Origin of the sequence: Domibacillus indicus (assembly GCF_000970685.1) — a bacterium.
Classification (GTDB): Bacteria; Bacillota; Bacilli; order Bacillales; family Domibacillaceae; genus Domibacillus; species Domibacillus indicus.
This window is the reverse complement of record NZ_LAJB01000021.1, coordinates 1-25296: the sequence shown is the minus strand read 5'-3', so window position 1 is coordinate 25296 and position 25296 is coordinate 1. Positions and strand designations below refer to the sequence as shown.

The 25296-nt window shown below is 45.5% G+C and carries 27 protein-coding genes and 1 riboswitch; of the genes, 15 read left to right on the top strand and 12 right to left on the bottom strand.

All coding sequences use genetic code 11. From position 1 onward, the window contains the following. Positions 1-494 precede the first annotated feature (494 nt). A complete protein-coding gene (locus VP98_RS16570) occupies positions 495-2198 on the top strand; it encodes a methyl-accepting chemotaxis protein (protein WP_331428733.1) in 1704 nt (567 codons plus the stop codon). Between the two features lie 503 nt (positions 2199-2701). Here VP98_RS16570 and VP98_RS16560 read toward each other — a convergent pair. Next, positions 2702-3436 (bottom strand): helical backbone metal receptor, encoded by a 735-nt coding sequence (locus VP98_RS16560; RefSeq protein WP_046176503.1) that lies wholly within the window; start codon positions 3434-3436, stop codon positions 2702-2704. Positions 3437-3486: 50 nt separating this feature from the next. Between VP98_RS16560 and VP98_RS16555 the strand changes: the two genes are divergently transcribed. From VP98_RS16555 to VP98_RS16540, 4 genes are all read left to right on the top strand, one after another. Beyond that, positions 3487-4956: a leucyl aminopeptidase gene (locus VP98_RS16555; protein WP_046176502.1), complete on the top strand. Its 1470-nt coding sequence runs from the start codon at positions 3487-3489 to the stop codon at positions 4954-4956. Positions 4957-5068: 112 nt separating this feature from the next. Continuing rightward, positions 5069-6397 (top strand): Na+/H+ antiporter family protein, encoded by a 1329-nt coding sequence (locus tag VP98_RS16550; protein WP_046176501.1) that lies wholly within the window; start codon positions 5069-5071, stop codon positions 6395-6397. A gap of 56 nt (positions 6398-6453) precedes the next feature. Continuing rightward, the gene (locus tag VP98_RS16545) at positions 6454-6843 is read left to right on the top strand and encodes a hotdog fold thioesterase (RefSeq protein WP_046176500.1); all 390 of its coding nucleotides are present in this window, start codon (positions 6454-6456) and stop codon (positions 6841-6843) included. A gap of 51 nt (positions 6844-6894) precedes the next feature. Beyond that, entirely contained in the window at positions 6895-7260 is a 366-nt protein-coding gene (locus tag VP98_RS16540) for a DUF2188 domain-containing protein (protein ID WP_046176499.1), read from the top strand. A gap of 81 nt (positions 7261-7341) precedes the next feature. On the opposite strand, the gene mnhG is transcribed toward VP98_RS16540, so the two are convergent. From mnhG to VP98_RS16505, 7 genes are read right to left on the bottom strand one after another with little or no spacing between them, the layout of a single operon-like run. Beyond that, the gene (gene mnhG / locus VP98_RS16535) at positions 7342-7692 is read right to left on the bottom strand and encodes a monovalent cation/H(+) antiporter subunit G (protein WP_046176498.1); all 351 of its coding nucleotides are present in this window, start codon (positions 7690-7692) and stop codon (positions 7342-7344) included. Further along, complete coding sequence (locus VP98_RS16530) at positions 7676-7960, bottom strand: Na(+)/H(+) antiporter subunit F1 (protein ID WP_046176497.1); 285 nt, start codon at positions 7958-7960, stop codon at positions 7676-7678. Before VP98_RS16530 ends, mnhG begins: the two co-directional genes overlap by 17 nt. Continuing rightward, a complete protein-coding gene (locus VP98_RS16525) occupies positions 7957-8436 on the bottom strand; it encodes a Na+/H+ antiporter subunit E (protein WP_046176496.1) in 480 nt (159 codons plus the stop codon). The genes VP98_RS16530 and VP98_RS16525 overlap by 4 nt, the downstream gene beginning before the upstream one ends. Before the next feature lie 5 nt (positions 8437-8441). Beyond that, positions 8442-9923 carry a Na+/H+ antiporter subunit D gene (locus tag VP98_RS16520; RefSeq protein ID WP_046176495.1) on the bottom strand — a complete coding sequence of 494 codons (1482 nt, stop codon included), beginning with the start codon at positions 9921-9923 and terminating at the stop codon, positions 8442-8444. Next, on the bottom strand, positions 9916-10257 hold the full coding sequence (locus VP98_RS16515) for a Na(+)/H(+) antiporter subunit C (RefSeq protein WP_046176494.1): 342 nt from the start codon (positions 10255-10257) through the stop codon (positions 9916-9918). Before VP98_RS16515 ends, VP98_RS16520 begins: the two co-directional genes overlap by 8 nt. Continuing rightward, the gene (locus tag VP98_RS16510) at positions 10257-10679 is read right to left on the bottom strand and encodes a Na(+)/H(+) antiporter subunit B (protein WP_046176493.1); all 423 of its coding nucleotides are present in this window, start codon (positions 10677-10679) and stop codon (positions 10257-10259) included. The genes VP98_RS16515 and VP98_RS16510 overlap by 1 nt, the downstream gene beginning before the upstream one ends. After that, the gene (locus tag VP98_RS16505; protein ID WP_046176492.1) at positions 10666-13083 is read right to left on the bottom strand and encodes a Na+/H+ antiporter subunit A; all 2418 of its coding nucleotides are present in this window, start codon (positions 13081-13083) and stop codon (positions 10666-10668) included. Before VP98_RS16505 ends, VP98_RS16510 begins: the two co-directional genes overlap by 14 nt. A gap of 286 nt (positions 13084-13369) precedes the next feature. Between VP98_RS16505 and VP98_RS16500 the strand changes: the two genes are divergently transcribed. Then, positions 13370-13927 (top strand): DUF5366 family protein, encoded by a 558-nt coding sequence (locus tag VP98_RS16500; protein WP_046176491.1) that lies wholly within the window; start codon positions 13370-13372, stop codon positions 13925-13927. Between the two features lie 32 nt (positions 13928-13959). On the opposite strand, the gene mtnA is transcribed toward VP98_RS16500, so the two are convergent. Both mtnA and mtnK read right to left on the bottom strand, forming a co-directional pair. Continuing rightward, positions 13960-14991 (bottom strand): S-methyl-5-thioribose-1-phosphate isomerase, encoded by a 1032-nt coding sequence (mtnA, locus tag VP98_RS16495; RefSeq protein WP_046176490.1) that lies wholly within the window; start codon positions 14989-14991, stop codon positions 13960-13962. Next, entirely contained in the window at positions 14988-16157 is a 1170-nt protein-coding gene (gene mtnK / locus VP98_RS16490) for an S-methyl-5-thioribose kinase (protein ID WP_407919230.1), read from the bottom strand. Before mtnK ends, mtnA begins: the two co-directional genes overlap by 4 nt. An 89-nt stretch (positions 16158-16246) precedes the next feature. Between mtnK and VP98_RS16485 the strand changes: the two genes are divergently transcribed. From VP98_RS16485 to VP98_RS16465, 5 genes are read left to right on the top strand one after another with little or no spacing between them, the layout of a single operon-like run. Then, positions 16247-17440: a pyridoxal phosphate-dependent aminotransferase gene (locus tag VP98_RS16485; RefSeq protein WP_046176488.1), complete on the top strand. Its 1194-nt coding sequence runs from the start codon at positions 16247-16249 to the stop codon at positions 17438-17440. Positions 17441-17485: 45 nt separating this feature from the next. Continuing rightward, positions 17486-18685 carry a 2,3-diketo-5-methylthiopentyl-1-phosphate enolase gene (locus VP98_RS16480; RefSeq protein WP_046176487.1) on the top strand — a complete coding sequence of 400 codons (1200 nt, stop codon included), beginning with the start codon at positions 17486-17488 and terminating at the stop codon, positions 18683-18685. Next, positions 18682-19335, top strand: coding sequence for a 2-hydroxy-3-keto-5-methylthiopentenyl-1-phosphate phosphatase (locus VP98_RS16475; RefSeq protein WP_046176486.1), 654 nt, complete (start codon positions 18682-18684; stop codon positions 19333-19335). Before VP98_RS16480 ends, VP98_RS16475 begins: the two co-directional genes overlap by 4 nt. Further along, on the top strand, positions 19332-19943 hold the full coding sequence (locus tag VP98_RS16470) for a methylthioribulose 1-phosphate dehydratase (protein WP_046176485.1): 612 nt from the start codon (positions 19332-19334) through the stop codon (positions 19941-19943). Before VP98_RS16475 ends, VP98_RS16470 begins: the two co-directional genes overlap by 4 nt. A gap of 2 nt (positions 19944-19945) precedes the next feature. Beyond that, positions 19946-20473, top strand: a complete 528-nt coding sequence (locus tag VP98_RS16465) for a 1,2-dihydroxy-3-keto-5-methylthiopentene dioxygenase (RefSeq protein ID WP_046176484.1) — start codon at positions 19946-19948, stop codon at positions 20471-20473. Positions 20474-20589: 116 nt separating this feature from the next. On the opposite strand, the gene VP98_RS16460 is transcribed toward VP98_RS16465, so the two are convergent. Together VP98_RS16460 and VP98_RS16455 are read right to left on the bottom strand one after the other, a co-directional pair. Beyond that, positions 20590-22446: a transglycosylase domain-containing protein gene (locus VP98_RS16460; protein WP_046176483.1), complete on the bottom strand. Its 1857-nt coding sequence runs from the start codon at positions 22444-22446 to the stop codon at positions 20590-20592. A 94-nt stretch (positions 22447-22540) separates the two neighbouring features. After that, positions 22541-22933: a kinase-associated lipoprotein B gene (locus VP98_RS16455; protein ID WP_046176482.1), complete on the bottom strand. Its 393-nt coding sequence runs from the start codon at positions 22931-22933 to the stop codon at positions 22541-22543. 127 nt (positions 22934-23060) lie between these two features. On the opposite strand from VP98_RS16455, the gene VP98_RS16450 reads away from it, so the two are divergent. The 4 genes from VP98_RS16450 (at position 23061) to queE (ending at position 25221) form a co-directional block, all read left to right on the top strand. Further along, on the top strand, positions 23061-23273 hold the full coding sequence (locus tag VP98_RS16450; RefSeq protein WP_046176481.1) for a hypothetical protein: 213 nt from the start codon (positions 23061-23063) through the stop codon (positions 23271-23273). A 23-nt stretch (positions 23274-23296) separates the two neighbouring features. Beyond that, positions 23297-23340, top strand: a riboswitch (PreQ1 riboswitch). Between the two features lie 74 nt (positions 23341-23414). After that, complete coding sequence (queC, locus tag VP98_RS16445) at positions 23415-24080, top strand: 7-cyano-7-deazaguanine synthase QueC (protein WP_046176480.1); 666 nt, start codon at positions 23415-23417, stop codon at positions 24078-24080. Beyond that, a complete protein-coding gene (queD, locus tag VP98_RS16440) occupies positions 24077-24514 on the top strand; it encodes a 6-carboxytetrahydropterin synthase QueD (RefSeq protein WP_046176479.1) in 438 nt (145 codons plus the stop codon). Before queC ends, queD begins: the two co-directional genes overlap by 4 nt. Beyond that, positions 24511-25221, top strand: a complete 711-nt coding sequence (queE, locus tag VP98_RS16435) for a 7-carboxy-7-deazaguanine synthase QueE (protein WP_046176478.1) — start codon at positions 24511-24513, stop codon at positions 25219-25221. The genes queD and queE overlap by 4 nt, the downstream gene beginning before the upstream one ends. Positions 25222-25296: the final 75 nt, after the last annotated feature.

Sequence of the window (25296 nt, the reverse complement as noted above, 5' to 3'; positions counted from 1 at the left end):
AGTTCTTTTTGATTGCTGTTGAAATAAGGTACTGTCTATATCTCCTCTAAATTAAATCCAGCGCATTTGTGAACATTCGAGCCTTTCAGAAAAATGGAAAGCACACCGAGCTTGGTCCAGGTGTAGAAGAGGCGGCATCTGCAGGGCTCCGCTTTTCGCGGGGAAGCCGGCAAGATCTGGCTGCCAGCCCGCAGCCCGCGATGCTGCTTTTAAAAAGAATTCTTACAGGAGCGTAAACGGCCAGTGTAAAAAGCTTCGTTCCACTTATATAGTCTGTCGCCAGCCTGGCGTTAATTCAAAAAGAATTAACGTTTTTTATGTGGATTTTAATTAAGAGGTTACAGATTTCATGAATACTACTTCTACTGGTTCCGTACTTTTCAAATAAAGAGTATGAGTATTACTGTAAATGATCATGATAATAGACCGATATTACTAAATAGGGTGCATTTCATCTGCAATTTTAAATTAAGTGTGAACAGGAGAGAGTATGTTTGAGGAAAACCATGAATTTTAAATTTAAGCTGGGTACAAAAATCAATCTTATTGTTATATCTATAATAGCCATTTTATCTATAGGCATAGGATTTGTTGTGAATCAGGAGATTGCAAGAGGTATTAAAGAGTTTGCTACAGAGAAAGCAAAGGGGGATCTGGGGTTAGCTTATAGATATATTGATAATAAGTACCCTGGTGATTGGGAAGTTAAAGAAAATAAACTTTATAAAGGAAATACTCTACTAAATGATAACTACGATATAGTAGATGAAATTGGGGAAGAGACGAAAGACACGGTTACCATTTTTCTTGGAGATACACGTGTTACTACAAATGTAATGATAGATGAAGAACGTGCCATTGGCACCCAGGCTTCACCTGAGGTAGTAAACACAGTTATTAAAAATGGCGAACATTATTATGGGGAAGCAAATGTGGCAGGGAATATGTATCAAACAGCATATATGCCTTTGAAGAATGCATCAGGAGAAGTTATCGGAATAATGTATGTTGGTGCATCCCAGGAAATAATTAACAGTATCCTATCCTCTTTTTTAACAAAATTCATAGTTGTTTTAATTGTTATGATAGCGATAGCTTCCTCGGTCGTTTATTGGTTTACATGGAAAATGAAAAAGAGACTGTCTAACCTTACAACTGCACTTGAAATGGCAGGAAGCGGAGACTTTACAAAGACAGTAGATGATAAGTCCAGTGATGAATTAGGTATTTTATCAGAAAGCTACAACAAAATGTCGGTGAGTCTTAAAGAAATGATGAATGAAGTTACTTCAACAGCCGGGTTATTAGCATCCTCATCCGAACAATTAACAGCAAGTTCCGAACAGACGAGCAAGGCCACTGAGACAATTACGGAATCTATACAACAAGTAGCTAATGGTGCTGAACAATCACAAACAAATGTCCAGGAAAGCGCATTGTCTCTTGAAGATGTCACCAAAGGTGTACAGTCCATCGCCGAAAATGCTTCAGTCGTTTCAGAAGTAAGTATTCAGGCAACTGAAAAAGCAAAAGAAGGCGGTTTTTTTGTTGAAAATACCGTTAAGCAGATTAACGAAATTAGTCGTTCTGTAGCAGCAAGTGGAGAGGTCATAAAAACACTAGAACACCGGTCGCAGGAAATAGAAAAAATAACAAATGTGATAACTGATATTGCGAGTCAAACAAATTTACTGGCTTTAAATGCAGCTATTGAAGCGGCCAGAGCGGGTGAACAGGGGAAAGGATTTGCTGTTGTTGCAGATGAAGTTAGAAAACTAGCTGAACAGTCTCAGCAGTCTTCCTCACAAATTTCAATACTGATTAAGACCATTCAAGAAGACATGGACCAATCCAACAAGTCCATTGAACAAGTATCTGTTGATGTAAAAGAGGGGCTGGCAGTCGTTAACCAAACAAAAGATAACTTTAAGGAAATTCTTGAATTTATGGGCAGATTAACAGAACAAATTAATAATATGGCCGCAACATCTAAGCAAATTTCTGCAAGCACACAGGGAGTATCCGCAACTGTGACCGGAATAATTGGCATATCTAAAGAAACTTCTATGCATTCACAGAACGTAGCAGCGTCAGCAGAGGAACAACTCGCATCAATGGAAGAGATTGCTGCGTCTGCTTCAGCATTATCAAATTTAGCAGATGATTTAAATCAATTGATCCGTAAATTTAACATTTAAATGATGATACCTTATGTAAAAAAACTGGCCTTTTGGCCAGTTTTTTTAGCATTTATTCGATTTTCGTATAAATTGAACGAATAAGTTTACATACTGCTTTTCAAAAAAGCGTATAAAAACAGAGCTTAGTCCAGGCAAGTGAAGCGGCATTCGCGGGGCTGCGCGTTTCATGGGGCAGGCGATAAGCCCGTCTTCCCACTGGAGTCTACGCCCCGCGCCTGCCGCCTCTGTGAGGAGGAAAACCGCAGGATTTGTTTTTCATCTCTTATGAAAAGAAAGAGAATCCTATTACTCATTTATAGCTGTTTTTTCCCGAAACGCAACGGGCGAAGCCGCCAGCCCGCAGCCCACTATGCTGTTTTTCAAAAGAATTCTAACAGGACAGTAAACGGAAATGTAAAAAGCTGCATTCAACTTATACAGATGACTCAGCTTGATTTTTTCTTTGATTTAAATGGGTTAATCCACTGAAATAAGGCTGCCGACCTTCTTCTCCAGCCGTTTTAAGGCTTCCTTATTTTGGTTAATAGCTGATCCAGTTTCCGAATCCCTTTTAGCAGGTTCGGCGATGGACGGCAGAAGTCTTTTTCTTCCATTATGAAAATCGGTGTTTCTTCGTAACCGGGTCTCTTTTTCACCACATTTGAATTTACTTTATCTGTCATAACGCCAACCCATGCCAGCAAAATAACCTCCGGCTTTTTTTTCAGTACCGTTTCCCAGGTTGTTTGCACACTGGGCTCAGGACGATCCTCAAATAGGTTGACCCCGCCGCATAACTCGCTTATTTCCGTTAGCCAGTTTGTTCCGCCCGGAGTAAATAATGGCTTTGGCCACCATTCCCAGTAAAGGCGTACGCGGCTTGTCCATTTCCGTGCCCTGTAAGGTTCCAGCTCGCACAGCCATCTATTCCGGGCTTCTTTTCCGTTTATCCCGCAGGCACCGGCAATTTGCTCAATGGAAATGCCGATATCATCAAGTGACTGCGGATTGGTTACAATATGGGGGATATCCCGCTGCTCAAGCTCCGCCACGTTTTTCTCCATTCCCGGCACGCTGAGTGATGCCAGGACAATATCCGGTCGAAGGCTGGCCAGCTTGTCCATATCAATGGATAAATCCGGTCCCAGCCTTGTCCGGTCCAAATCCGAAAAGTCATCTACACCAACAATCTGCTGCTCAATGCCAAGATATTCACATACTTCTGTGTTGCTCGGACAAATCGATACAATCCTCACACCAACACTCCCGTTCATTTTCCCTTATAATAACATGTGAGGTGAGTAAGATGTTTATTATTAAAAAAGAAGACTATGTAAACTCAGAAGCTGATGCTTTGTTTATCGGGCTGTTTGACAAGCCCCTGAAATTTGAAGGAGCGCTGGAGCCGCTCGATGCCGCTTTTTCGGGACAATTAACCGAATTGATCAAAAATGGTGATCTGTCCGCAAAAGAAGAACATGCATCCATTATTCCGGCTCTCGGCCAAATTCCTGCAAAGCGGATTGTATCGGCAGGGCTTGGAAAAGAAAAAGAAGCGGATTTCCATGCCATTCAAAAAGCAGTCACAAAAGCGGCCAGGCAGTCGAAAGCATACGGGCTGGAATCTATCGCCATTGTGCTTGATTCATTTGTAACAGAAAGCATAACAGCCGCAGAAGCCGCAGAAGCCGTAATAGAAGCGCTGTTTACAGCACGTTATGAATATCAGGGGTACCGGACGCCGGGAAATGAACCGGAAAAGCAATTAAAAACAATTGTTGTGTACACGGAGGAAGATTCATCAGAAATAAAGTCAGCCTGTGAAGTGGGCAAAACAATGGCAGATGGAACCAACACGGCGATCCGATTAACTGCCACGCCGTCGAATATGATGACACCAGATGATCTTGCACTGCAGGCAAAAAGCCTGGCTGATCAGTACGGCTTTGATCTTGAAATTCTGGAGCGGGAAGATATGGAGAAAATCGGCATGGGGGCTTTTTTGGCGGTAGCTCAAGGGTCGGCAGAACCGCCCAAAATGATTACCCTTAAATACAAACCGTCGGATTCCTGGGAAGATGTGCTAACCTTTGTCGGAAAAGGCGTCACATTTGATACAGGAGGCTATTCCATTAAAACAAAAGACGGTATTGTCGGCATGAAAACAGATATGGCCGGCGCTGCAGCTGTACTTGGTGCGATGGAGATTGTCGGAAAGCTTCGGCCGGAACGTCCGGTAATGGCTGTTATTCCCGCTACCGACAACGTTATCAGCGCAAAAGCATTTAAGCCGGATGATGTCATTACTTCGCTTTCAGGAAAAACAATTGAAGTGAAAAATACGGATGCGGAAGGACGGCTTGTGCTCGCTGATGCGATTACCTATGCAAAGCAGCAGCGCGCCGGTAAAATTATCGATGTGGCAACGTTAACAGGAGGAGTCATTATTGCACTTGGAAAAGACAAAACGGGTGCCATTACAAACAATGAGCCATTTTTTGAAGAAGTGCTTGAAGCGTCCCGGGAAGCAGGAGAAATGATCTGGCGGCTTCCGCTTACCGAATATGATAAAAAACGGATTCGCAAAAGCGATGTTGCGGATTTGAACAACTCGCCGGGAAGAGACGGACACGCCATTATGGGAGGCGGATTTATCGGTGAATTCGCGGAAAATACGCCGTGGGTCCATCTGGACATTGCCGGCAGTGCTGAATTAACTCCCGGCGTCATGACAAGGACTCTGGCCATTCTCGCTCTGTCAGACCAGTCAGAATAATCCGCCTATTTATTATACTGGGAAAGTATATTGACAAGCGGGCAGGCAATCTGCTATCTTTTAAGCGGTCCTTTAGTAATTTAGCAGATTAAAGTGTTGGGGGTATAGAAAAATGAATGCAGTGGTAATAGCGGTTATCATCATGCTTATTCTCAGCCTGCTCCGCGTCAATGTCGTTTTTTCGCTTATTACGGGCGCTCTCATTGGCGGTTTAGCTGGCGGTTTGGGCATGGACGGAACGATTGCCGCATTTTCAGAAGGTGTCGGCGGCGGTGCCGGCGTGGCGCTCAGCTACGCAATGCTCGGCGGATTTGCTGTTGCCGTCTCAAGTACAGGCCTGCCGGAAGCGCTGGTTAACTTTGTTTTACGGTTTATTGGGAACAGGGAAGAAGCACGGGCGAAAAAATTGCCCAGGGCGCTCATTTTATTTGTGATCTTGATTATGGCATGTTTTTCCCAAAACGTTGTGCCCGTTCATATTGCTTTTATTCCATTGTTAATTCCGCCGCTCTTAAAAATTATGAATGAGCTGCGGATTGACCGGCGTTTAACAGCCACTGTGCTGACATTCGGGCTTGTTACGCCGTATATGCTTTTACCGGTAGGATTCGGGCAGATTTTCCATGAAATTATCGCCACTAATATAACGGACAGCGGTCTCGAGGTGGCCATCGACCAGGTGCCCAAAGCCATGGTTCTCCCGGCAGCCGGGATGCTTGCCGGCTTGCTGGTCGCCGTTTTTTTCACGTACCGGAAGCCCCGCGAGTATGCAGAGCTAAAATTGCCGGCTGCGGTGGAAACGGAGGCCTCACAGGCAGCTTATACTTCTTTCGGTCTTGCTGTAGCGGGAATAGCCATTGTTGCCGCACTGGCGGCACAGTTAGCAACAGATTCCATGATATTTGGCGCTCTTGCCGGAATTGTAGTGCTGTATGTATTCCGGGCGGTTCGCTGGAATGAAGCGGATCAGTTGTTAACGAGCGGTATGCGCATGATGGCGTTTATCGGATTTGTTATGATTGCCGCCGCTGGCTTTGCCAGCGTCATGAGTGCAACAGGGCATGTTGATACACTGGTGCAGAATTCGGCTGCGGCTATTGGGGGCAATAAAGCTCTCGGCGCACTTTTGATGCTTATTGTCGGGCTGCTTGTGACGATGGGCATCGGCTCATCTTTTTCAACAGTTCCCATTATCGCTACGATTTTTGTTCCGCTGGCACTTGAGCTTGGCTTCAGCCCGATGGCTGTTATTGCGCTGGTGGGAACGGCTGGAGCCCTTGGTGATGCAGGCTCCCCCGCTTCAGACAGCACGCTCGGACCAACCTCCGGCTTAAATGCGGACGGGCAGCACGATCATATTTGGGATACAGTAGTCCCGACATTTATTCACTACAATATTCCAGTCATTCTGTTTGGCTGGATAGCTGCAATGATTTTATAATAAAAAGAGGTGCCTCTCCTTGCTGAGGCACCTCTTTTTTAAAAGGAGAGGCTGACATGAACTTTCAAACAGAAAACACTCTTATTGCTGCATTAGGAATAGAAACAGTAAAGGTAGACAAAGGAACGGTTGTGATGACCATGCCGGTTGATGAGCGGACCCGCCAGCCGTTTGGATATTTGCATGGCGGGGCATCTGTGGCGCTTGCTGAAACAGCTGCAAGTGTAGGCTCAGCAGTGCTGATAGACCCTGAAACAGAGGCCTGCTTTGGCCTTGAGATCAATGCCAACCATCTTAAATCGAAACGCGAAGGTATTGTGACAGCGACAGCAAATATTGTTCATCAGGGCAAATCCACAATGGTATGGTCTATTGAGATTAGAGATGAACACAGGGCCCTTATCTGTTTATCACGCTGCACAGTGGCCGTCATAAAGAAAAAGTAACGTTTGAAGTTTTATCGGGGCGGGAACAATTCTGGCAAAGGAGTGATTCCGATGCCCTGGAGCAAAAATGATTATCCCGATTCAATGAAAAATCTTCCGGACAATGTCAGGGACAAAGCGATTGAAATTGCCAACGCACTGCTTGATGACGGGTATGAAGAAGGCCGGTCCATTGCGATCGCTATTGACCGGGCAAGGAGTGCGGAAGGGAAAAGTGATAATGGACGCCCGCATTATGAGATCAGGCACGAAGGTGAACGCTGGGTACTGAAAAAAGAAGACGGAAAGCGGGCTATCCTGTCTGAAGAAACAAAACAGGAGCTGCTGGATAAAGCAAAGAAGTATGTAAAAGAGCATGAAGGGATTTTAACTATTTATCAAACAGATGGAAACAGGGAACAAACATTGTATGAATAAAAAGAGCTGTCCGGACGTTACTCCGGACAGCTCTTTGTTGATTCTGGGCATCTTTCTTTTCGAAAGGATGCAGCGCCAGACTTACTTTTTTTGTTTCTTTTTTTCTTTCAAGTCATCCCGCACGCTTTGCTCCCACATTTTTACGCCGGAATTATAAGCAGCGCGGCTGATTAAGTGCCCGGCTACCGGAGCGGTAATGAAAAAGAAAGCAATGCCGAGCAGCAGTCGGGAGCTAAAAAGGCCGTCTTCCATTAAAAAATAAAGAAAGGTTGCAAGCATAATACACATAACTCCAAGTGTCGCACTCTTAGAAGCGGCGTGATTGCGTGTATACACGTCCGGAAGGCGAATAAGGCCAAACGCTGCAACGAGAGTTAAAAACGCTCCTACAAGCAATAAAGCGGCAATAATCACCTCACTGATCGCGGTCATACTCAACCACCTCGCCTTTCTCTAAAAACTTTGCAAAAGCAACTGTTCCGATAAAAGCCAGTATACCGATCAGCAGGATTACCTCTAAATAGTTGCTTGTATCAAGCAGCATCGACAGAACAGCCGTAATTGACACAAGATTGACGCCCATCGCATCAAGCGCAACAACACGGTCCGGTACAGTCGGCCCTTTTACCAGGCGGTAAACCAGGCCGATCATGGCAGCCGCAAGCACTACCAGGGAAATTTGAAGAACAGCCTCAATCATCCGCGGCTCACCTCCATAATGGCTTTTTCAAATGAATTTTTAATGCTGTCAGCCGCTTCTGATACGTCAGCGATATCAATCGCATGAATGTACAGGGTTTTATTATCATCAGAGACATCCACAACAAGCGTGCCGGGTGTCAGGGTAATCAAATTCGCCAGAAGCGTAATCTCCCAGTCCGACTTCAGCTCTGTTTCAAAAGCAAAGATGCCTGGACGAATATTTAATCTGGGACGAAGCACGAGCTTGAGCACATCGATATTAGCTTTAATCAATTCTTTTAGAAACAAAAGAAACAGAAATATAACAGCCCAGACACGGTGCAGGTAAAACCGGCTTTTGAAAAAGCGGCGCATGCCGAGCATCACAAGCAGGCCGAGCAAATACCCGATAATAAAAGTATGAGCATTAAAAGATACCTGCAAAAACATCCAAAGAAACGCAAGGAATACATTTAATAAAATTTGAAAGGCCATATTATCTACTCCTTCAATACGGCGTCAATATAGATTTCCGGATGGATGAGTGCATCTACGGCCTGCATCACATAAGGATAAACGGCTTCTGTCCCGACACCGTATAAAACAGAAAGAACAACCAGAATTGCAGCCGGAATAAAAAGAGAAGCAGTCTGCTTTTTTTCTTCAGGCAGTTTGTTCTCGGGGTTTTTCCAAAAAACAGCCATAAATAAGTTAACGACAGAATACAAAACAGCGAGGCTTGAAAGCAGGACAATAATCGCACCGACATATTCTCCCGCTTCAAACCCTGCCCGGACAATTAACAGCTTTCCAGTGAACCCGGAAAGAGGAGGGATGCCTGCAAGCGCAAAGGCTGCGATCAGGAAGGTCCATCCCAGTGCCGGATAAAGACGAATCAGCCCGCCCATTTTCGTAAGGTTGGATGTTCCGGCAGCATAAATCATAATGCCGCCAAGCAGGAACAGTCCTCCTTTAATAATCATGTCATGAACAAGATAAAAGATCGTCCCGGCAACAGACTCTTCTGTCATAACGGCAATACCGAACAGCAGTACACCGACCGCAATAATAATGTTGTAAATTAAAATCTGCTTTACATCTTTATAAGCAAGTGCTCCAATCGAACCTGCAATCATTGTTAAAAGGGCAAGCAGCGATAATATATCATGAGTAAACGCCTGGTCGTGATAGAAAAACAGCGTATAGGTACGTAAAATCGCATAAACTCCTACTTTTGTCAGCAGAGCGCCGAACAGGGCAAGCACTGGTGCAGGCGGTGCGGCATATGAGCCGGGCAGCCAGAAGTAAAGCGGGAAAATACCTCCCTTTAATCCGAAGACAATTAAAAAGAGAATCGCTAAAACTGTTATGATCGGCTCTGCCCCAATTTCTGAAATGCGTGCTGAAATATGCGCCATATTCAGTGAGCCGGTCACAGAATACAAATAACCGACCGCAATAACAAAAATGGCGGATGAAATAACATTCACCAGAATGTATTTAATGGATTCCCGCAGCTGAACTTTTGTGCCGCCAATCACAATTAATACATAGGAGGACATAAGCATAATCTCAAAAAATACGAACAGGTTGAAAATATCTCCCGTTGTAAACGAGCCGTTCACCCCGACAAGCAGAAACTGGACAATCGGATAGTAATAAAAGGCTTCGCGGCCGCTGCCAATCGAGCGGAACGAATAAAGAATAACGCAAAAAGTAATAATGGAAGCAGTTAAAACAAGCATAATGCTTAGCATGTCAGATACAAGTGTGATTCCAAATGGAGCAGGCCAGCTGCCCATATCCACTGTTTGAATGCCTTCTGCCTCTACTTTCATCATAACGGCAAAAGCGGCGATAATTGTGAAAGCGGCAGCAGCAGCCGAAACGATCCGCTGTGCCTGTACATTTTTTGATAAAAACAGTAAGACAATCGCTGCAACAAGAGGAATGAGAATTGGCAAAATCGGTAAATTAATCATCTGTTTCCATTCCTCTCAATTGTTCCATATTGTCTGTGCCGAGCTCCTGGTACGCCCGGTAGGCAATAACAAGAAAAACGGCTGTAACTCCGAAGCTGATAACAATCGCCGTTAAAATCAGCGCCTGCGGGATAGGGTCTGTATAAGCAGCCGCATGCTCCCCAAGCACAGGGGCAGCTCCCGTTTTCAGCCCGCCCATCGTTAAAAGCATCAAGTGCGTTCCGTGGCTGAGAAGCCCGGTGCCGATAATAATTCGAAGCAGGCTTTTTGAAAGCATTAAATAAACGGCCGCTGCAAAAAGCAGGCCGGCGACAATACACATTAAAATTTCCATTATTCACTCTCTCCAATCGTTTGAATAATGGTCATGGTTACACCAATGACAACAAAATACACACCCAAATCAAACAGCATCGCGGTATGAAGCGATGTTTTGCCGAACAGCGGCAGGTGAAAGTAATTATATGCGTGAGTAAAAAAAGGAACATTAAAAATCAATGAACCGGTTGCAGTCCCGGCGGAAAACAGGAGCCCGATCCCGATCAGCCATTTAAAGTCGAGCGGAAAGCCGTGCTGGACTGTTTTAATGTCGAATGCCAGCAGCAAAAGAACGATTGCCCCGGCTGTCAGCAGTCCGCCGACAAATCCGCCGCCCGGATAGTAATGGCCGGCGAAAAACAAGTGAATCGCAAAAAAGATAATCATAAAAAACACAACTTTGGCGACGGTTTGAAAAATTACATCATTCGTTTTCATTCGTTTCGCCGCCTTTCTCAAGCCTTAATTTGATTAAGCCGTAAATGCCGAGCGCCGCGACAGAGAGCACGGCAATTTCAAACAGAGTATCAAAGCCGCGGAAATCCACAAGAATTACGTTGACCATATTTTCTCCGCCTGCTTTTTTATACGTGTTTTCAATGTAATACTCATTAATGGAAGCAAACAGCTTTGAGCTGTGCGCTGAAATCCCGATCAATGTGACGATGATGCCGACTCCAGCCGCAATAATTGCGTTCCCTGCCTGAAAGCGCCGCTTTTCTTCATGGCGTGATAATTTCGGCAAATGATAGAAACAAAGCAGGAACAAAGCGGTCGACACGGTTTCGATCACAAGCTGGGTTAACGCCAGATCCGGTGCGCGGAAAATAACGAAAAACAGGGAAACGGTATAACCGACCGCTCCAAGTGCAATAATGGAGGTCAGCCGTGATTTTGCCAGTAAAATCGTTATCGTTGCAGCGAGCAGAACGAAAATCAAGCTGACTTCATACAAGCCGATAGGCGCCGCCGCAGAAGCATCATAACGAAAAGCATCCTTTGCCCATATGGCGAATCCCAGCGCCGCGATAAAAAAAGCAAAAATATAAACAAGGTAGCTGCGGATAAACCCGGTCATATAAGCATTTGTAATGGCATTGGAACCACGTTCAGCTGCGTACAATCCTGAATTATAAAATTGATTAAGCGTTACTTTGCCGGGAAAATAATCATAGATCCCCGTCCATTTGGGCATGAATTTATAAAGCAGAATACCGACAGTGATGACCCCGATGGTCATCCACAGTTCCGGTGAAAAGCCGTGCCAGAAAGAAATGTGGACATCAAGATGTTCACCCGGCGGGATGATCGACGGCACAATGGCTGCCGCAGCCGGCTGGATCAAGCTGTAAGACAGCAGATTTGGAAACAACCCGAACACTGCGACAAGCACAGCCAGAATACTCGGTGAAACGAGCAGGCCGACAGGTGCTTCATGTGGTTTTTTCTCCAGCTTTTCCGGCTGGAACTTACCTGTAAATACTTTAAAAACAATAATCATGCTGTAAATGAAGGTAAACACACTCCCGATCCATGCCATAACCGGGAATAAAACTGCCCACGTTTCCACGTTAAACAGGTTTAATTCCATCAGCTGAATCATAGACAGGAAAAACATTTCCTTACTTAAAAATCCGTTAAAGGGCGGCAGCCCGGCCATTGAAAATGCCCCGATAATCGAAAGCGTAAAGGTAACCGGCATTAAACTCATTAAGCCGCCCAGCCTGCGAATATCCCGTGTGCCTGTTTCGTGGTCGATAATGCCGACTACCATAAACAGGCTTCCTTTAAACGTTGCATGGTTGATTAAATGAAACACAGCAGCGATGACCGCTGTTGTAAAAATGTTGTCATCAAGCGACTCAAAATGAAGAGACGCTGCGCCAACACCGAGCAGGGACATAATCAGTCCAAGCTGGCTGACCGTTGAAAAAGCCAGGATGCCTTTTAAGTCTGTTTGTTTAACCGCATTAAATGAGGCCCATAGCATGGTAAACAGGCCGACTGCTCCAACAATCCAAAACCAGTAACCGGAAAAAGCGAAAATAGGACTGAAGCGGGCAACCAGGTAAATGCCGGCTTTCACCATGGTAGCGGAATGCAGATAGGCACTGACAGGTGTGGGCGCTTCCATCGCATCAGGAAGCCAGATGTAAAACGGGAACTGCGCGGACTTTGTAAAAGCGCCAAGCAGCACAAGAATCATCGCCAGCAAAAAGAGCGGATGATTATTCAGTTCCGGTGCCTGAGCGGCAAGTTCACGTATGCTGAACGTATCTCCCATAATCGACAAAACAAGAAAGCCGCCGAGCATCATCAGCCCGCCGAACACGGTGATCAGCATCGACTTCATTGCACCGTAGCGGGAACGGTCACGGTTATACCAGTAGGCGATCAGCAGGAAAGACGAGATAGACGTGAATTCCCAGAACATGTACAGCGTTACAACATTATCCGATAAAACTACGCCAAGCATGGCACCCATAAACATGAGCAAATAAACATAAAAGTGATGCAGACTTTCTTTTGTTTTGGATAAATAGTAAATGGAGTACAAAACGACGAGCGCGCCAATTCCCGTAATAAGAAGAACAAACAGCAGGCTCAGGCCATCCACATACGCCGTAAAATTAATACCGAGCGACGGAATCCAGGATGCCGTCTGGATGATGGAGCTGTTATTCATCGTTACGGGCAGATATTGAAGGAATATTCCAAATAAAACGACCGGCAAAATTAAGACGAACCAGCCTGTATGTATAGTTGCTGCTTTTTTTCGCAAAAAAGGAACAAATACGGCCATTATAAAAGGAGCGAGAATGGCCCAGTGAAGCAAAGACAAATGAATCCCCCCTTAGGTTTTTATGCATGGTTCAAATTATATCGCAAAAAAAATGATTATGCATTTCCTAAAATCAGACAAGTCTCAAAACCCGCCCATTGATAATAAATATGAAGAGAGACGGTGTTTTTGGGCTAAAAAAAATTTAAAATACTGAAAAGGAAGCATGCGGATTTTGACAGAAATTGTGCACAATTTCCAAAAAAAGTTCGCAAATGACTTGTCATAATAATCAACCTCTTGCATAATGAACAGTGACTGACTGCGACAGGAGAGAATTATTTTGATGAAAAATTCATATTTAACCGGCTATATGCCTCTTTTATCTATTTTGCTGTTCAGCTTATCCTTATCGATGTTTGGCCAAACATTTATACTGGATTTGCTGAAAAAAGCAAACTTGTATAATACAATGCTCGACATTTTCACAAAAACGGAAATTAATCTTGTTGTTATTGGCGGATTAATGGTTGTATTCACCATGATTTTTGCAACGCTGAAGCTGCTGGCAAACACAGCAAATGAACTGGCTCTGCTTTTTTTCTCGAAAGACGCGGAAGGTGAACTGCTGAAAAAAACACGCTTCGGTGCCGTGATCTTTTTTCTGGGAGGGCTTTTATCCTTAGTCAGCTTTTCTTCAGCTCTCGGAACCATTGTTATTTTTCTCGTAACGGCTGTAGTATATGTAATATATTTTGTTTATAAATTAAGCCCGCATATTACCACGCCGCAAATGATCGGCATTATTGTGTTTGAAGCAGTGTTTTGGATTTTCTTCGGTTTATTGCTCGCTTTAATTTTCATGAAATTATACAACGGATTACTGGCTTCCATCCCATTATAAAAAAAAGGCTTCGCTTTAAGCGAAGCCTTTTTTTATGCAAACAATGCAGCGATATCGCGCTCGGCTGGTTTAACAATCCCTTTCTCGGTGATAATGCCGGTAATCAAGCCGGCAGGTGCTACATCAAAGGCAGGATTAAAAACCTTGACGCCTTCCGGGGCAATACGCATCCCATTCACTTCAGCCACTTCCGACGGGTCCCGTTCTTCGATGGGAATAGCGTCACCATTGGGTGTGCCAAGATCAAATGTGGAAAGCGGCGCGGCTATATAAAAGGGAATACCGAATGATTTTGCAAGCACGGCCAGGCCAAATGTGCCAATTTTATTGGCGGAGTCTCCATTTGCGGCGACCCGGTCCGCGCCCGTGATCACAGCGGAAATCTTTTTCGTTTTCATTGTATGGGCAGCCATGCTGTCCGTGATAAGAGTTACGTCTACTCCGGCCTGCATCAGCTCCCATGTAGTCAGGCGCGCGCCCTGAAAAACAGGCCGTGTTTCACAGGCATAAACAGACAAGTTAATACCGTGCTCTTTGGAGAGAAAAAACGGAGCAAGTGCGGTGCCATATTTGGCTGTTGCAATCGAGCCCGCATTGCAGATCGTCATAACGCGGTCTCCATCTTTAAACAGCGGGAGGGCATGCTCGCCGATAGCCCGGCATACATCTTCATCTTCTTTTTGAATCGCAAGCGCTTCGGACAGAACGTTTTCCCGAAGTGATTCGGCAGACGCGGCCTGTACCACAACTTCGTTCATCCGGTTCAGCGCCCAGAATAAATTAACGGCTGTCGGACGGGACTGGGACAGATAGCCGCTGTCAATCAGCACCTGTTCTTTTAACTCTTCTACATCGCTGGACGGATGGATGAACGCAGATAAGACAACGCCAAACGCCGCGGTAATCCCGATCGCCGGTGCGCCCCGGACAGCAAGGGACTGAATCGCATCAAAAACCGCCGGGACTGTTTCAAGCGTTACATATTCGGTAACATGAGGAAGCCTCCGCTGATCAAGCAGCCGGATTGCTCCGTTTTCCCAGGCGACAGATTGCGGAATATTCATTGAAGAGCCTCCTTCACGGCAGCGACAAGCTGGCTGGCCGATGTATAGCGGGACCGCTCCTTCACAAAGCGGGCGCCAAGGAACAGGGAATGCCGTTTTGCCTGCAGCCTTTTTTCATCATCGGCAATGCCGTCCAAATCCTTCACATGAGCAAGCCCAATTGTCCGGCGGATCATTTCAAGTCCCATAAATCCAGTGGCCTGCTCAAAAATATCCGCAAGCAGCCAGTCCAAATAGCCTTCTGTCTGGGAAAATGCTTCGGTATTGTTTTCATTCCAGAGCCGGGTAAACTCGCATGTAAATACATCCCATACGGTTATAATATGATCGTAAAGCGGCTCACGCCGGCTTTCTTCCCGCGACAGGGCATTCATGAATAAATTAGCTGTAAAGTGCGCAATATCAAATCCGAATGGCCCATAAAAAGCAAATTCAGGATCAATCACTTTTGTTTCGGTGCCGCTTGCAAAAATGCTGCCTGTATGAAGGTCACCATGGAGCAGGGCGTCCCCTGATGTTAAAAACAGCCGCTTCAGCTGGGCAGCGTGAAGTTTTAACTCAGCATCATTCCAGAGCTTTTCTACATCGGCCCGCAGGCTTTCTTCGAAATCGTTCGTATCTGCATCAAAGAAAGGATCAGTAAAAACGAGTCCTTCTGTAATGTCACAGAGCTCGGGATTGCAAAATGTGTTTTGCAGCTTCTTTTTTTCCTGGGGACCCATGGCGAAATCAGAGGTTCCATAAAGAGTGCGCGCAATAAACTCGCCGGTGTGCCGGGCAATAAGAGGATAATCTTCTCCATTGATCAAGCCAATGCGTGAAATGGATAAATGCGACAAGTCTTCCATAATGGTAATAGCCAGGTCTTTATTAGAATAATAGACTTCGGGGGTATAATCAGGTGCAAAGGTTCTCTGCAGGCGCAATGCACGGTTCTCAATATCGGCACGTTCGAGTGTTAATGGCCAGCTTTCGCCAACAACTTTTGCATAAGGCAGCGCCTGCTTAACGATAACACTTTTATTTGTTCCTATTATATGAAATACGTAGTTTAAATTTCCGTCTCCAATTTCTGTCGCTGAAACGGTATCGGACTCCGCAAATAAACCCAGCTTTTTAACGAGGGCAATGGCAGATTCGATCGTTAATGGTTCATAAGAAGACATGGTCATTCCTCCAAATATATTTACAATTTGATCAATAATATATATATTTATCACTGAAATTGCAAGAATATTTGTAAGAAGGTGACGAAATGAAGCAGTTTACACAATCGGCATTATTGGATGCGCTGCCACATCAGTTTTTTGCAGCATTGTCGAGAAAAGTGGCAGAATACGCGGCGCTGGGACACGATGTTATTAATCTCGGCCAGGGAAATCCGGACCAGCCGACCCCGGACCATATTGTGGCGTCTTTGCAGGAGGCGGCGGGCCGGCCTGATTTTCATAAATATCCTCCATTTCAGGGGCAGGCGTTTTTAAAGGAAGCCGCAGCGGACTTTTATAAGCGTGAGTACGATGTAGAACTGGATCCCCAGACAGAAATTGCGATTTTGTTTGGGGGCAAGGCGGGGCTTGTAGAACTCCCGATGTGCTTAATGAATAAAGGAGAGTATATGCTGGTGCCGGACCCCGGCTATCCGGATTACTGGTCGGGAGCCGCAATGGCCGGCGCCATTATGGATTATATGCCGCTGGTTAAAGAAAACGACTTTTTGCCAGACTATGATGAGATTGATGCTGAACGGCTGAACCGGGCGAAACTTCTTCTGTTAAATTATCCAAACAACCCGACCGGTGCTCAGGCGACGCAGGCTTTTTTTGATGAAACGGTCCATCTCGCCAGGAAACATGACATCTGTGTTGTTCATGATTTCGCCTACGGGGGAATCGGGTTTGACGGGAAAAAGCCGCCGAGTTTTCTACAGTCAGAAGGAGCGAAAGAAGTCGGCGTAGAATTATATACATTATCCAAAACATACAATATGGCAGGCTGGCGTGTTGCCTTTTTAGCCGGCAACAAAAGTGTTATTTCCGCCATCAACCTGCTGCAGGATCATTTGTATGTCAGTCTTTTCAGCGCGGTTCAGCAGGCGGCTGCCACGGCCCTCGCCGGTCCCCAGGATTGTGTGCGCGAGCTGTCGGACCGGTATGAACGCCGCCGCAACACATTAATGAATGCCTGTAAAAAAATAGGCTGGGATGTAACAGCGCCGGCAGGTTCTTTTTTCGCCTGGCTGCCGGTGCCGGAGCCATATACCTCCGTCCAGTTTTCCGATCTTCTCCTTGAAAAAGCCCATGTGGTAACCGCGCCGGGAATTGGTTTTGGCGGCCATGGGGAAGGGTATGTCCGTGTCGGGCTGTTAACGGAAGAAAGCCGCCTGGAAGAAGCCATCGAACGAATTGGGAAACTTGGCCTGTTCGTTGACAAAAAAGCCGAAAAGTGAAACAATCCTAGTAAACTAGTAGGCATTTAGAATGGAGAAAAAGCAATGAGTGAAGTGATCGCAACGTACCGTCTTTTTGATCAAAAAGGCGCATTCGAGAAAAAAGCAGAAGGCATTGCACTTGGCCTCACGATTGGTTCTTGGACAGACCTGCCGCTCCTTGAACAGAAACAGCTGAAGCATCATAAAGGAAGAGTGCTGGCGGTTCGGGAAACCGGGCGCGAAACAGCATATGGATGGGAAGCAGATATCGACATTGCGTATCCTGCCGCTAACTTCAGCGCAGATTTGCCCGCTATTTTAGTAACTGTATTCGGAAAGCTGTCCCTGGATGGCGCTGTTCAATTAATGAATTTGTCGTTTTCCGATGAGCTGGCCCGGCAGTTTCCTGGGCCGAAGTTTGGAGTTGAAGGCATTCGTGAAAAAACAGGAGCTTACAGCCGGCCGCTGTTAATGAGCATTTTCAAGGGAGTCATTGGCCGTGATCTTGCTTACATGGAGGAACAGCTGCAGGCGCAAATCGCAGGCGGCATCGACATTGTCAAAGATGACGAAATTTTATTTGACAACCCACTGACGCCTTTTGAAGAACGGGTGAAGCTGGGAAAGCGGGTTATTGAAGAAAGCGGGAAAAAAGCTCTTTATGCTGTGAATTTATCAGGACGTACAAGTGAGCTGAAAGAAAAAGCGCGAAAAGGAATCGAACTCGGAGCGACTGCCTTCTTATTTAATGTGTTTGCTTACGGGCTTGATGTACTTCAGGAGCTTGCGGAAGACCCGGAAGTCAATGTGCCGATTATGGCGCATCCGGCTGTTTCCGGGGCATTTACCTCGGCACCGCATCACGGTTTTTCAACCGAGCTGATGCTAGGAAAGCTTGTCCGGATGGCCGGAGCTGATTTTACGCTGTTTCCATCCCCATATGGGTCTGTAGCACTCGAACGATCTGCCGCTTTAAAAACGGCACAGATGGCACTTGAACAAAGTTCCTTCAAGCAGACATTTCCGGTTCCTTCTGCCGGTATTCATCCTGGATTAGTGCCGGTTTTGTTTGAAGACTTTGGCACCGACTCGATTATTAACGCAGGAGGCGGTGTCCACGGGCATCCAAATGGAGCTGCCGGCGGAGGACGTGCGTTCCGCCAGGCGGTTAATGCGGTTATATCAGGACAGGAGTTAACAGAAGCAGCAAAGAACAATGAGGATCTGCGGCTGGCGCTTGAACTGTGGGGGACCGGAAAATGATGAAAAACCCGGTGCTCATTTGCGACTTCGATGGGACAATTACCGAAAATGACAACATTATTGCGATTATGAAAAAGTTTGCGCCGCCTGAATGGGTGCCCTTGAAAGACGGCGTCCTTTCACAGGAAATATCGATTAAAGAAGGGGTAGGCAGCATGTTTGCACTGCTTCCTTCCTCGCAAAAGCAAGAAATTACCGATTTTATCCTTCGGGATGCTAAAATAAGAGAAGGATTTGCAGACTTTGTGGCGTACACAAAAGAAGCGGGCATTCCTCTTTATATTGTAAGCGGAGGCATGGACTTTTTTGTTAAGCCTATTTTAAAAGATCTGATTCCGGAAGAGCATATTTATTGCAACATAGCCGATTTTACGGGCAGTCAGATCCACATTGACTGGCCGCATGAGTGTGATGATCAGTGCACAAACGAATGCGGATGCTGCAAGCCGTCGATCGTCCGCCGTATCGCTCCGGGGCATGAAATTATTGTAATTGGTGATTCCGTCACGGATTTAGAAGCAGCCAGGCTCGCGGACCTTGTGATTGCCCGCGACCTTCTGCTTGGGAAAAGTGAAGAACTTGGCTTGAATTACAAGCCGTTTCAAACCTTTTATGACGTAATCGGCCATGTGAAAGAGGTAGTGGAATGAACGCATTGCAATTAAGATGGAACGATCTTGCTGAAGTAAAAAAAGAACTTGCCGCGCGAGACTGGTTTCCGGGAACAAGCGGCAATTTATCCATTAAGGTAGATGGCGAGTTCTTTTTAGTAACGGCCAGCGGAAAAGATAAGCGGAAAGAAACGAATGAAGATTTTCTGCTTGTGGATATGGAAGGAAACGCGATTGAAGGCTTTGCAGGAAAGCCGTCTGCTGAAACGCTGCTGCACGTTGAAGTATACGGAAAAACAAATGCCGGCTGCAGCCTGCATGTTCATACGGTTGATAATAATGTGATTTCTGAGCTGTATGGCGAAGCGGGAGAAGTCACATTCAGCGGACAGGAAATTATCAAGGCTTTTGGCATCTGGGAAGAAAATGCTGCGGTGACGGTACCGATCATTCCGAACCATGCTGATATTCCAAAGCTTGCCGGGGAGTTTGGCCAGTATGTTTCAGCCGATGCCGGCGCCGTGTTAATCCGCAATCATGGCATTACTGTCTGGGGCCGCGATGCATTTGAAGCGAAGAAGTTTTTAGAAGCATATGAGTTTTTGTTTTCATGGCATATTAAATTACTCATGTTGAGAGGAAGATAAAAATGGCAGTTATTCAATTTCAAGAAACAGGCGAACGTATTACGGATAAAAATGCAATTGACGCATTTTTAAGCGCTCAGGAAGTTATTTATGAAAAGTGGGATATTTCCAAGCTTCCCGAGAATCTTCGCGAAAACTACTCTCTGTCAGATGAAGAAAAACAGCAGGTTTTGGATACATTCGGCGAGGAAATTAAGGACATTTCAGCACGCCGCGGCTACCAGGCGCATGATGTGATCTCTTTGTCGGACAGCACGCCGAACCTGGACGAGCTTTTAACAAACTTCCAAAAAATTCATATTCATACAGATGATGAGGTCCGCTTTATTGTAAGCGGCCACGGTATTTTCGCGATTCAGGCAAAAGACGGCCAGTTTTTTAATGTTGAACTTGAGCCGGGCGATTTAATCTCCGTACCTGTCAATACCCGCCATTACTTTACCTTGATGGAAGACCGCAAAGTGGTTGCCGTCCGTATCTTTGTCACAACAGAAGGCTGGGTGCCGATTTACGACGAAGCAAATGCTTAATCTTTGAAAAAGAGAACCAGGTCCTGGTTCTCTTTTTTATTCCCATTTTCTTCCTTTGTGAATGATTGGTTTACAAAAAAACGCACATTCGAATTTGAATGTGCGTTTTCATAATGCTATCTCATAATGCGCCGCCAGATCAGCTGGTGAGGTGCGTATGATTCCATATAGCGTATACCCTCATACTCACTTTCATAACGGTCTTTGCCGGTCCATACCGCCGCTGTATAGCCTTCTGTCAGGCCAACAAACCATAAATCACGAACATAATTTGTCGTACCGGTTTTACCGCCGATGTACGGTGCGGCGAAGTTTGCTTTTTTTTCGGTCCCATTTTTTACTACACTGGTCAACATCTCACGCATTTTATAGGTTGTATTCGTAGACCAGATACGCACAGGCTTGTCCTCCCAGGCGTATAGCTTTTTGCCCTGAAGGTCGGTCACGCTAGTAATAGCATGCGGTTTGGTAAATGTTCCATCTACGAAGGATGTATAAGCACCTGCCATTTCTAATGTTGTAAAGCCGTCAATCCCGCCAAGTGCAGCGGCAGGATTGTAATCATCCTCATTAATCCGGTTAAAATCAAACTTTTCCAGATATGAAAATGAGCGCTCAATGCCTGTCCTCATAAACAGCCGAATAGCTGCAGTATTGTATGATTTCGTAAGCGCCTCTTTAAGGGTCACCATTCCGTATTCTTTTTCGGAATAGTTTTTCGGGCAGTAAGAGCTGTTGCAAAACTTATCGGCAGAAACAAGGTAATTGACGCCTGCACCGTATGTTTCCATATAAGGGGCATAATCAAGCAGCGGCTTGATTGTCGAGCCTGGCTGACGGTACCCCTGGAATGCCCGGTTAAAATCCGTTTTTTGAAAACCCCGGCCTCCGGATAAAGCGACAATGTCATGAGACTGATTGCCAATTACAGCAGCGGACGCTTGAATAGAAGAACCGGCTAACACATTATTGACTGCGTCGACTGCTTTGGTCTGAACGTTCGGGTCGAGTGCCGTATTAATCACGATACCCGATGAAATAATTTCCGCTACACGCTTGTCCAGCTTTTCCTGAATAGCCGTCCGCGCTTCGCCTTCTGCATTTAAAAGCTGCTGGTCAAAGCCTTCGGAAGCAGAAATCAAGTCTTTAAACTCTGACATTACGTATGTTGAATAGTCAGGATAACGGTCCAGCCGCGGGCGGACCTTTAATGTAATGGTTTCACTTTTGATTTGCTCTGCTTCTTCCGGTGTAATAAATTCTTCCCGGGCCATAATATCAATCAGCCGCTCCTGGCGGGTTTTTGTATTTTCAAAACGTGCCTCCGGATCATAAAGAGACGGGTTGTTTGGAATAGCAGCGATAAATGCCATCTGCGCCTTGGAGAGCTGCTCGACCGGCTTCTGGAAATAATACTGCGCTGCCGATTCTACGCCATACACATTATGGTTAAAGAAAATAACATTCAAATATAAATCGAGAATTTGATCTTTTTCAAGAGTTTTCTCGATTTGATAGGAATAAAGAACTTCCGCAATTTTCCGGGCAAGGGTGCGATCCTGCGTTAAGTAAATATTCCGGGCTACCTGCTGAGTAATGGTACTCGCGCCCTGCTCAATTTCGTCAGACTGCGCATTTACCATAAAAGCGCGGATAACCGCTGCTGCATCAATGCCCGAGTGCTCATAAAAGTGTTTGTCTTCCGACTGAATAAATAATTCCTTCAAGAAAGCGGGAATTTTGTCGCCTTCTTTAACAATCCGGTTCGGCTGATGAAGCTCCACATAAACAGTTCCATTCGTATCTCGTATCTCGCTTGCCTGGGGCAAATCTACTTCATTAATAACTATTTTTTCCTCTACGTAATCATCAAAATTCTGCACTTTTCCCGCTTCCGCATCTGCATAATAAAATGTTAAGACAGAAAGAGGGATAAGCAGAATAATGAGTACGTATCCTAAAACCGTTCTCATTCACTAACCGCCTTTTTCGAGTTTAAACGTGCTTATGTACCATCATAAAGGAAAAAAACTTGGAAATAAAGGGCTGTTCCTCACAAAAAATGGGTTATTTGAACGAAATATTGTACATAAGCGCATACTCTTTTTTTACTTCTTCGAGTGCCTGAAGGCTCCGGCTGGCAAACGCATTATTTTTTTCATTTAATCTGGCCTCCAGCTTTTCAACAGCAGCAGTAAGAGATTCATTGTAATCAATCAGCTCTCCTTCATAAAGGTGTAAGGCTGACTCAGGAATATTTGCCTGCTCACAGAAAGCAAGCGCTTTTCGTTCATGAAAAAACGGCACCTCCGCTTCATTCGGGTTATGAAGATCTCCCTGGGCTGGATGGCGCAAAACAGATAAAACTTTGACTGTATAGCTGCCGGGACGCATGCCGGTAATCGTCCCTATGTATTTGCCTGACTTATAATGTGCGGTAACACGGTCGTCAATATTCATGTTTCTCCCTCCTTAAAGGTTTATTGTATCAATTTCCCTGTGCAAATGGAAATGCCATGAGCCTGATGTTGGATTTATAATGTTCTCCTGCTATAATATACGGGGAAGAAGAATGGAGGCATGACATGTGCTGGCGAACCTGCTAATTGGATTCGGCAACTTTTTATATTTTCCAGAAGATAAAAGTGAATACATTCCGGCAGCCATTTCGATGAGTATTTTCGTATTAATGGCGGTCATTGCTTTTCTTCTGATTAAGCGTGTATCCAAAAAGGAAGAAGAGAAAACGAAGCATCTAGAAGAGAAGATCCGTAAAGCCAATAGAACAAAATTAAAATAAACGAAAGAAGACATTCCGCAGAGGCGGGAGAGGTTCGCGAATTCCCTCTATAAAAAACTAAGGAAAAAACCGGCATTCTGACGGTTTTTTTCTCGTGTCTTCGCGCTCCTTTTCTTTCGCATTAGAAAGAAGGAAATGTATATGTTGAAAAATGAAAAAGCCGTTGTTGTCTTCAGCGGCGGCCAGGACAGTACAACATGCTTGTTTTGGGCCAAACAGACATTTAAAGACGTTATAGCCGTTACCTTTAATTATGGGCAGCGGCATGACGCGGAAATAGAAGTGGCAAAGGAAATTGCCGCAGACCTGCAGGTGCCGCATCACGTGCTTGATATGGGACTTTTAAATCAGCTGGCGCCAAGTGCTTTGACCCGCTCCGATATTGAAATCGAAGTGAAAGAAGGCGAACTGCCGTCTACGTTTGTAGAAGGCCGCAACCTGTTGTTTCTATCCTTCGCCGCCATTCTGGGCAAACAGGCAGGAGCACGCCATATTGTCACAGGAGTATGTGAAACAGACTTCAGCGGCTATCCAGACTGCCGTGATGCTTTTGTGAAGTCATTGAACGTAACGCTTAACCTGTCAATGGACCACGAGTTTGTCATTCACACACCTTTAATGTGGCTGGATAAAAAAGAAACCTGGTCGCTTGCGGATGAGCTGGGTGCGTTTGATTATGTAAGAGAGCGGACGTTAACCTGCTATAACGGTATCAAAGGTTCAGGCTGCGGGGAATGCCCGGCATGCATACTACGCCAGAATGGCCTGGAGCAATATATGAAGGAAAAAGGAGGAAGCGTGCAATGATGCAGCAAATTTACCCGGCACCGGCGCACGATTTCCGGTACGAATTAAACAAAGATTTTCAGTTTGCGGCCGCTCATTATGTGCCGCATGAAGAGGCAGGAGCCTGCCGGAATATACATGGCCATACGTATTTTGTAAATATCACAGTTGCCGGTGACCAATTAAATGATTCCGGGTTTCTTGTGAATTTTCAGCTTCTTAAGTCGCTTGTTCACAAGCGCTTTGATCATACACTTTTAAATAAAGACAGATTGTTTTCTGAAGATTTGTCAGAACGGTTTCCGACTACAGAAGCTGTTGCCCGCGTTATTTGGGAAGTCATCCAAAAAGAATTGGACCGGGCGCCAAATAAACCGAAATGCCTGCAAGTGTTTGTGCGTGAGACGCCAACAAGCTACGTGGTTTTTCGCCCTAGAAAAGGAGATTTTGCATGATTCCGGTTCTAGAAATATTCGGTCCGACTGTTCAGGGAGAAGGAGCGGTTATCGGCCGCAAAACGATGTTTGTCCGGACAGCGGGCTGTGATTACCGCTGTTCATGGTGTGATTCCGCTTTTACATGGGATGGCAGCGCAAAAGAAGACATCCGTAAAATGACGCCGGGAGAAATTTATGAAGAGCTCTGCCGGATCGGCGGAGATACATTTGATCATGTTACGATTTCTGGAGGCAATCCTGCGCTTTTGCCCCAGATTGCCGGCTTGCTTGATCTATTCAAAGAAAAGGGAATTACCTCGGCGCTGGAAACACAGGGTACCAAGTACCAGCCATGGTTCCATAACATTGATGAGCTGACGATTTCGCCAAAGCCGCCAAGCTCAGGAATGAAGACGGATTTCGAAAAGCTCGCTTTTATTTTAAATGAAGTAAGCGGCCAGCCGGCCAGTTTAAAAGTAGTCGTTTTTAATGAAGAAGATCTGGCGTACGCTAAAACAGTTCACCAGCGGTTTCCGGAGGTGCCTTTTTATCTGCAGGTAGGGAATGACCGGCTGGATGAAGTAGATGACAGCCGGCTGCTTGTTCATCTTGCTAAAAGGTATGAGTGGCTGATTAATGCAGTCATGCCAGACCCGGATTTTAAACGGGTGCGGGTGCTGCCGCAGCTTCATACGTTCGTATGGGGAAATAAAAAAGGAGTTTAAATAAGAAGGGCCCGGATTATGAAGGACAATCCGGGCCTCAGAGTGTAGATAAAGGTAGAAAGCAGGCTGATTGAA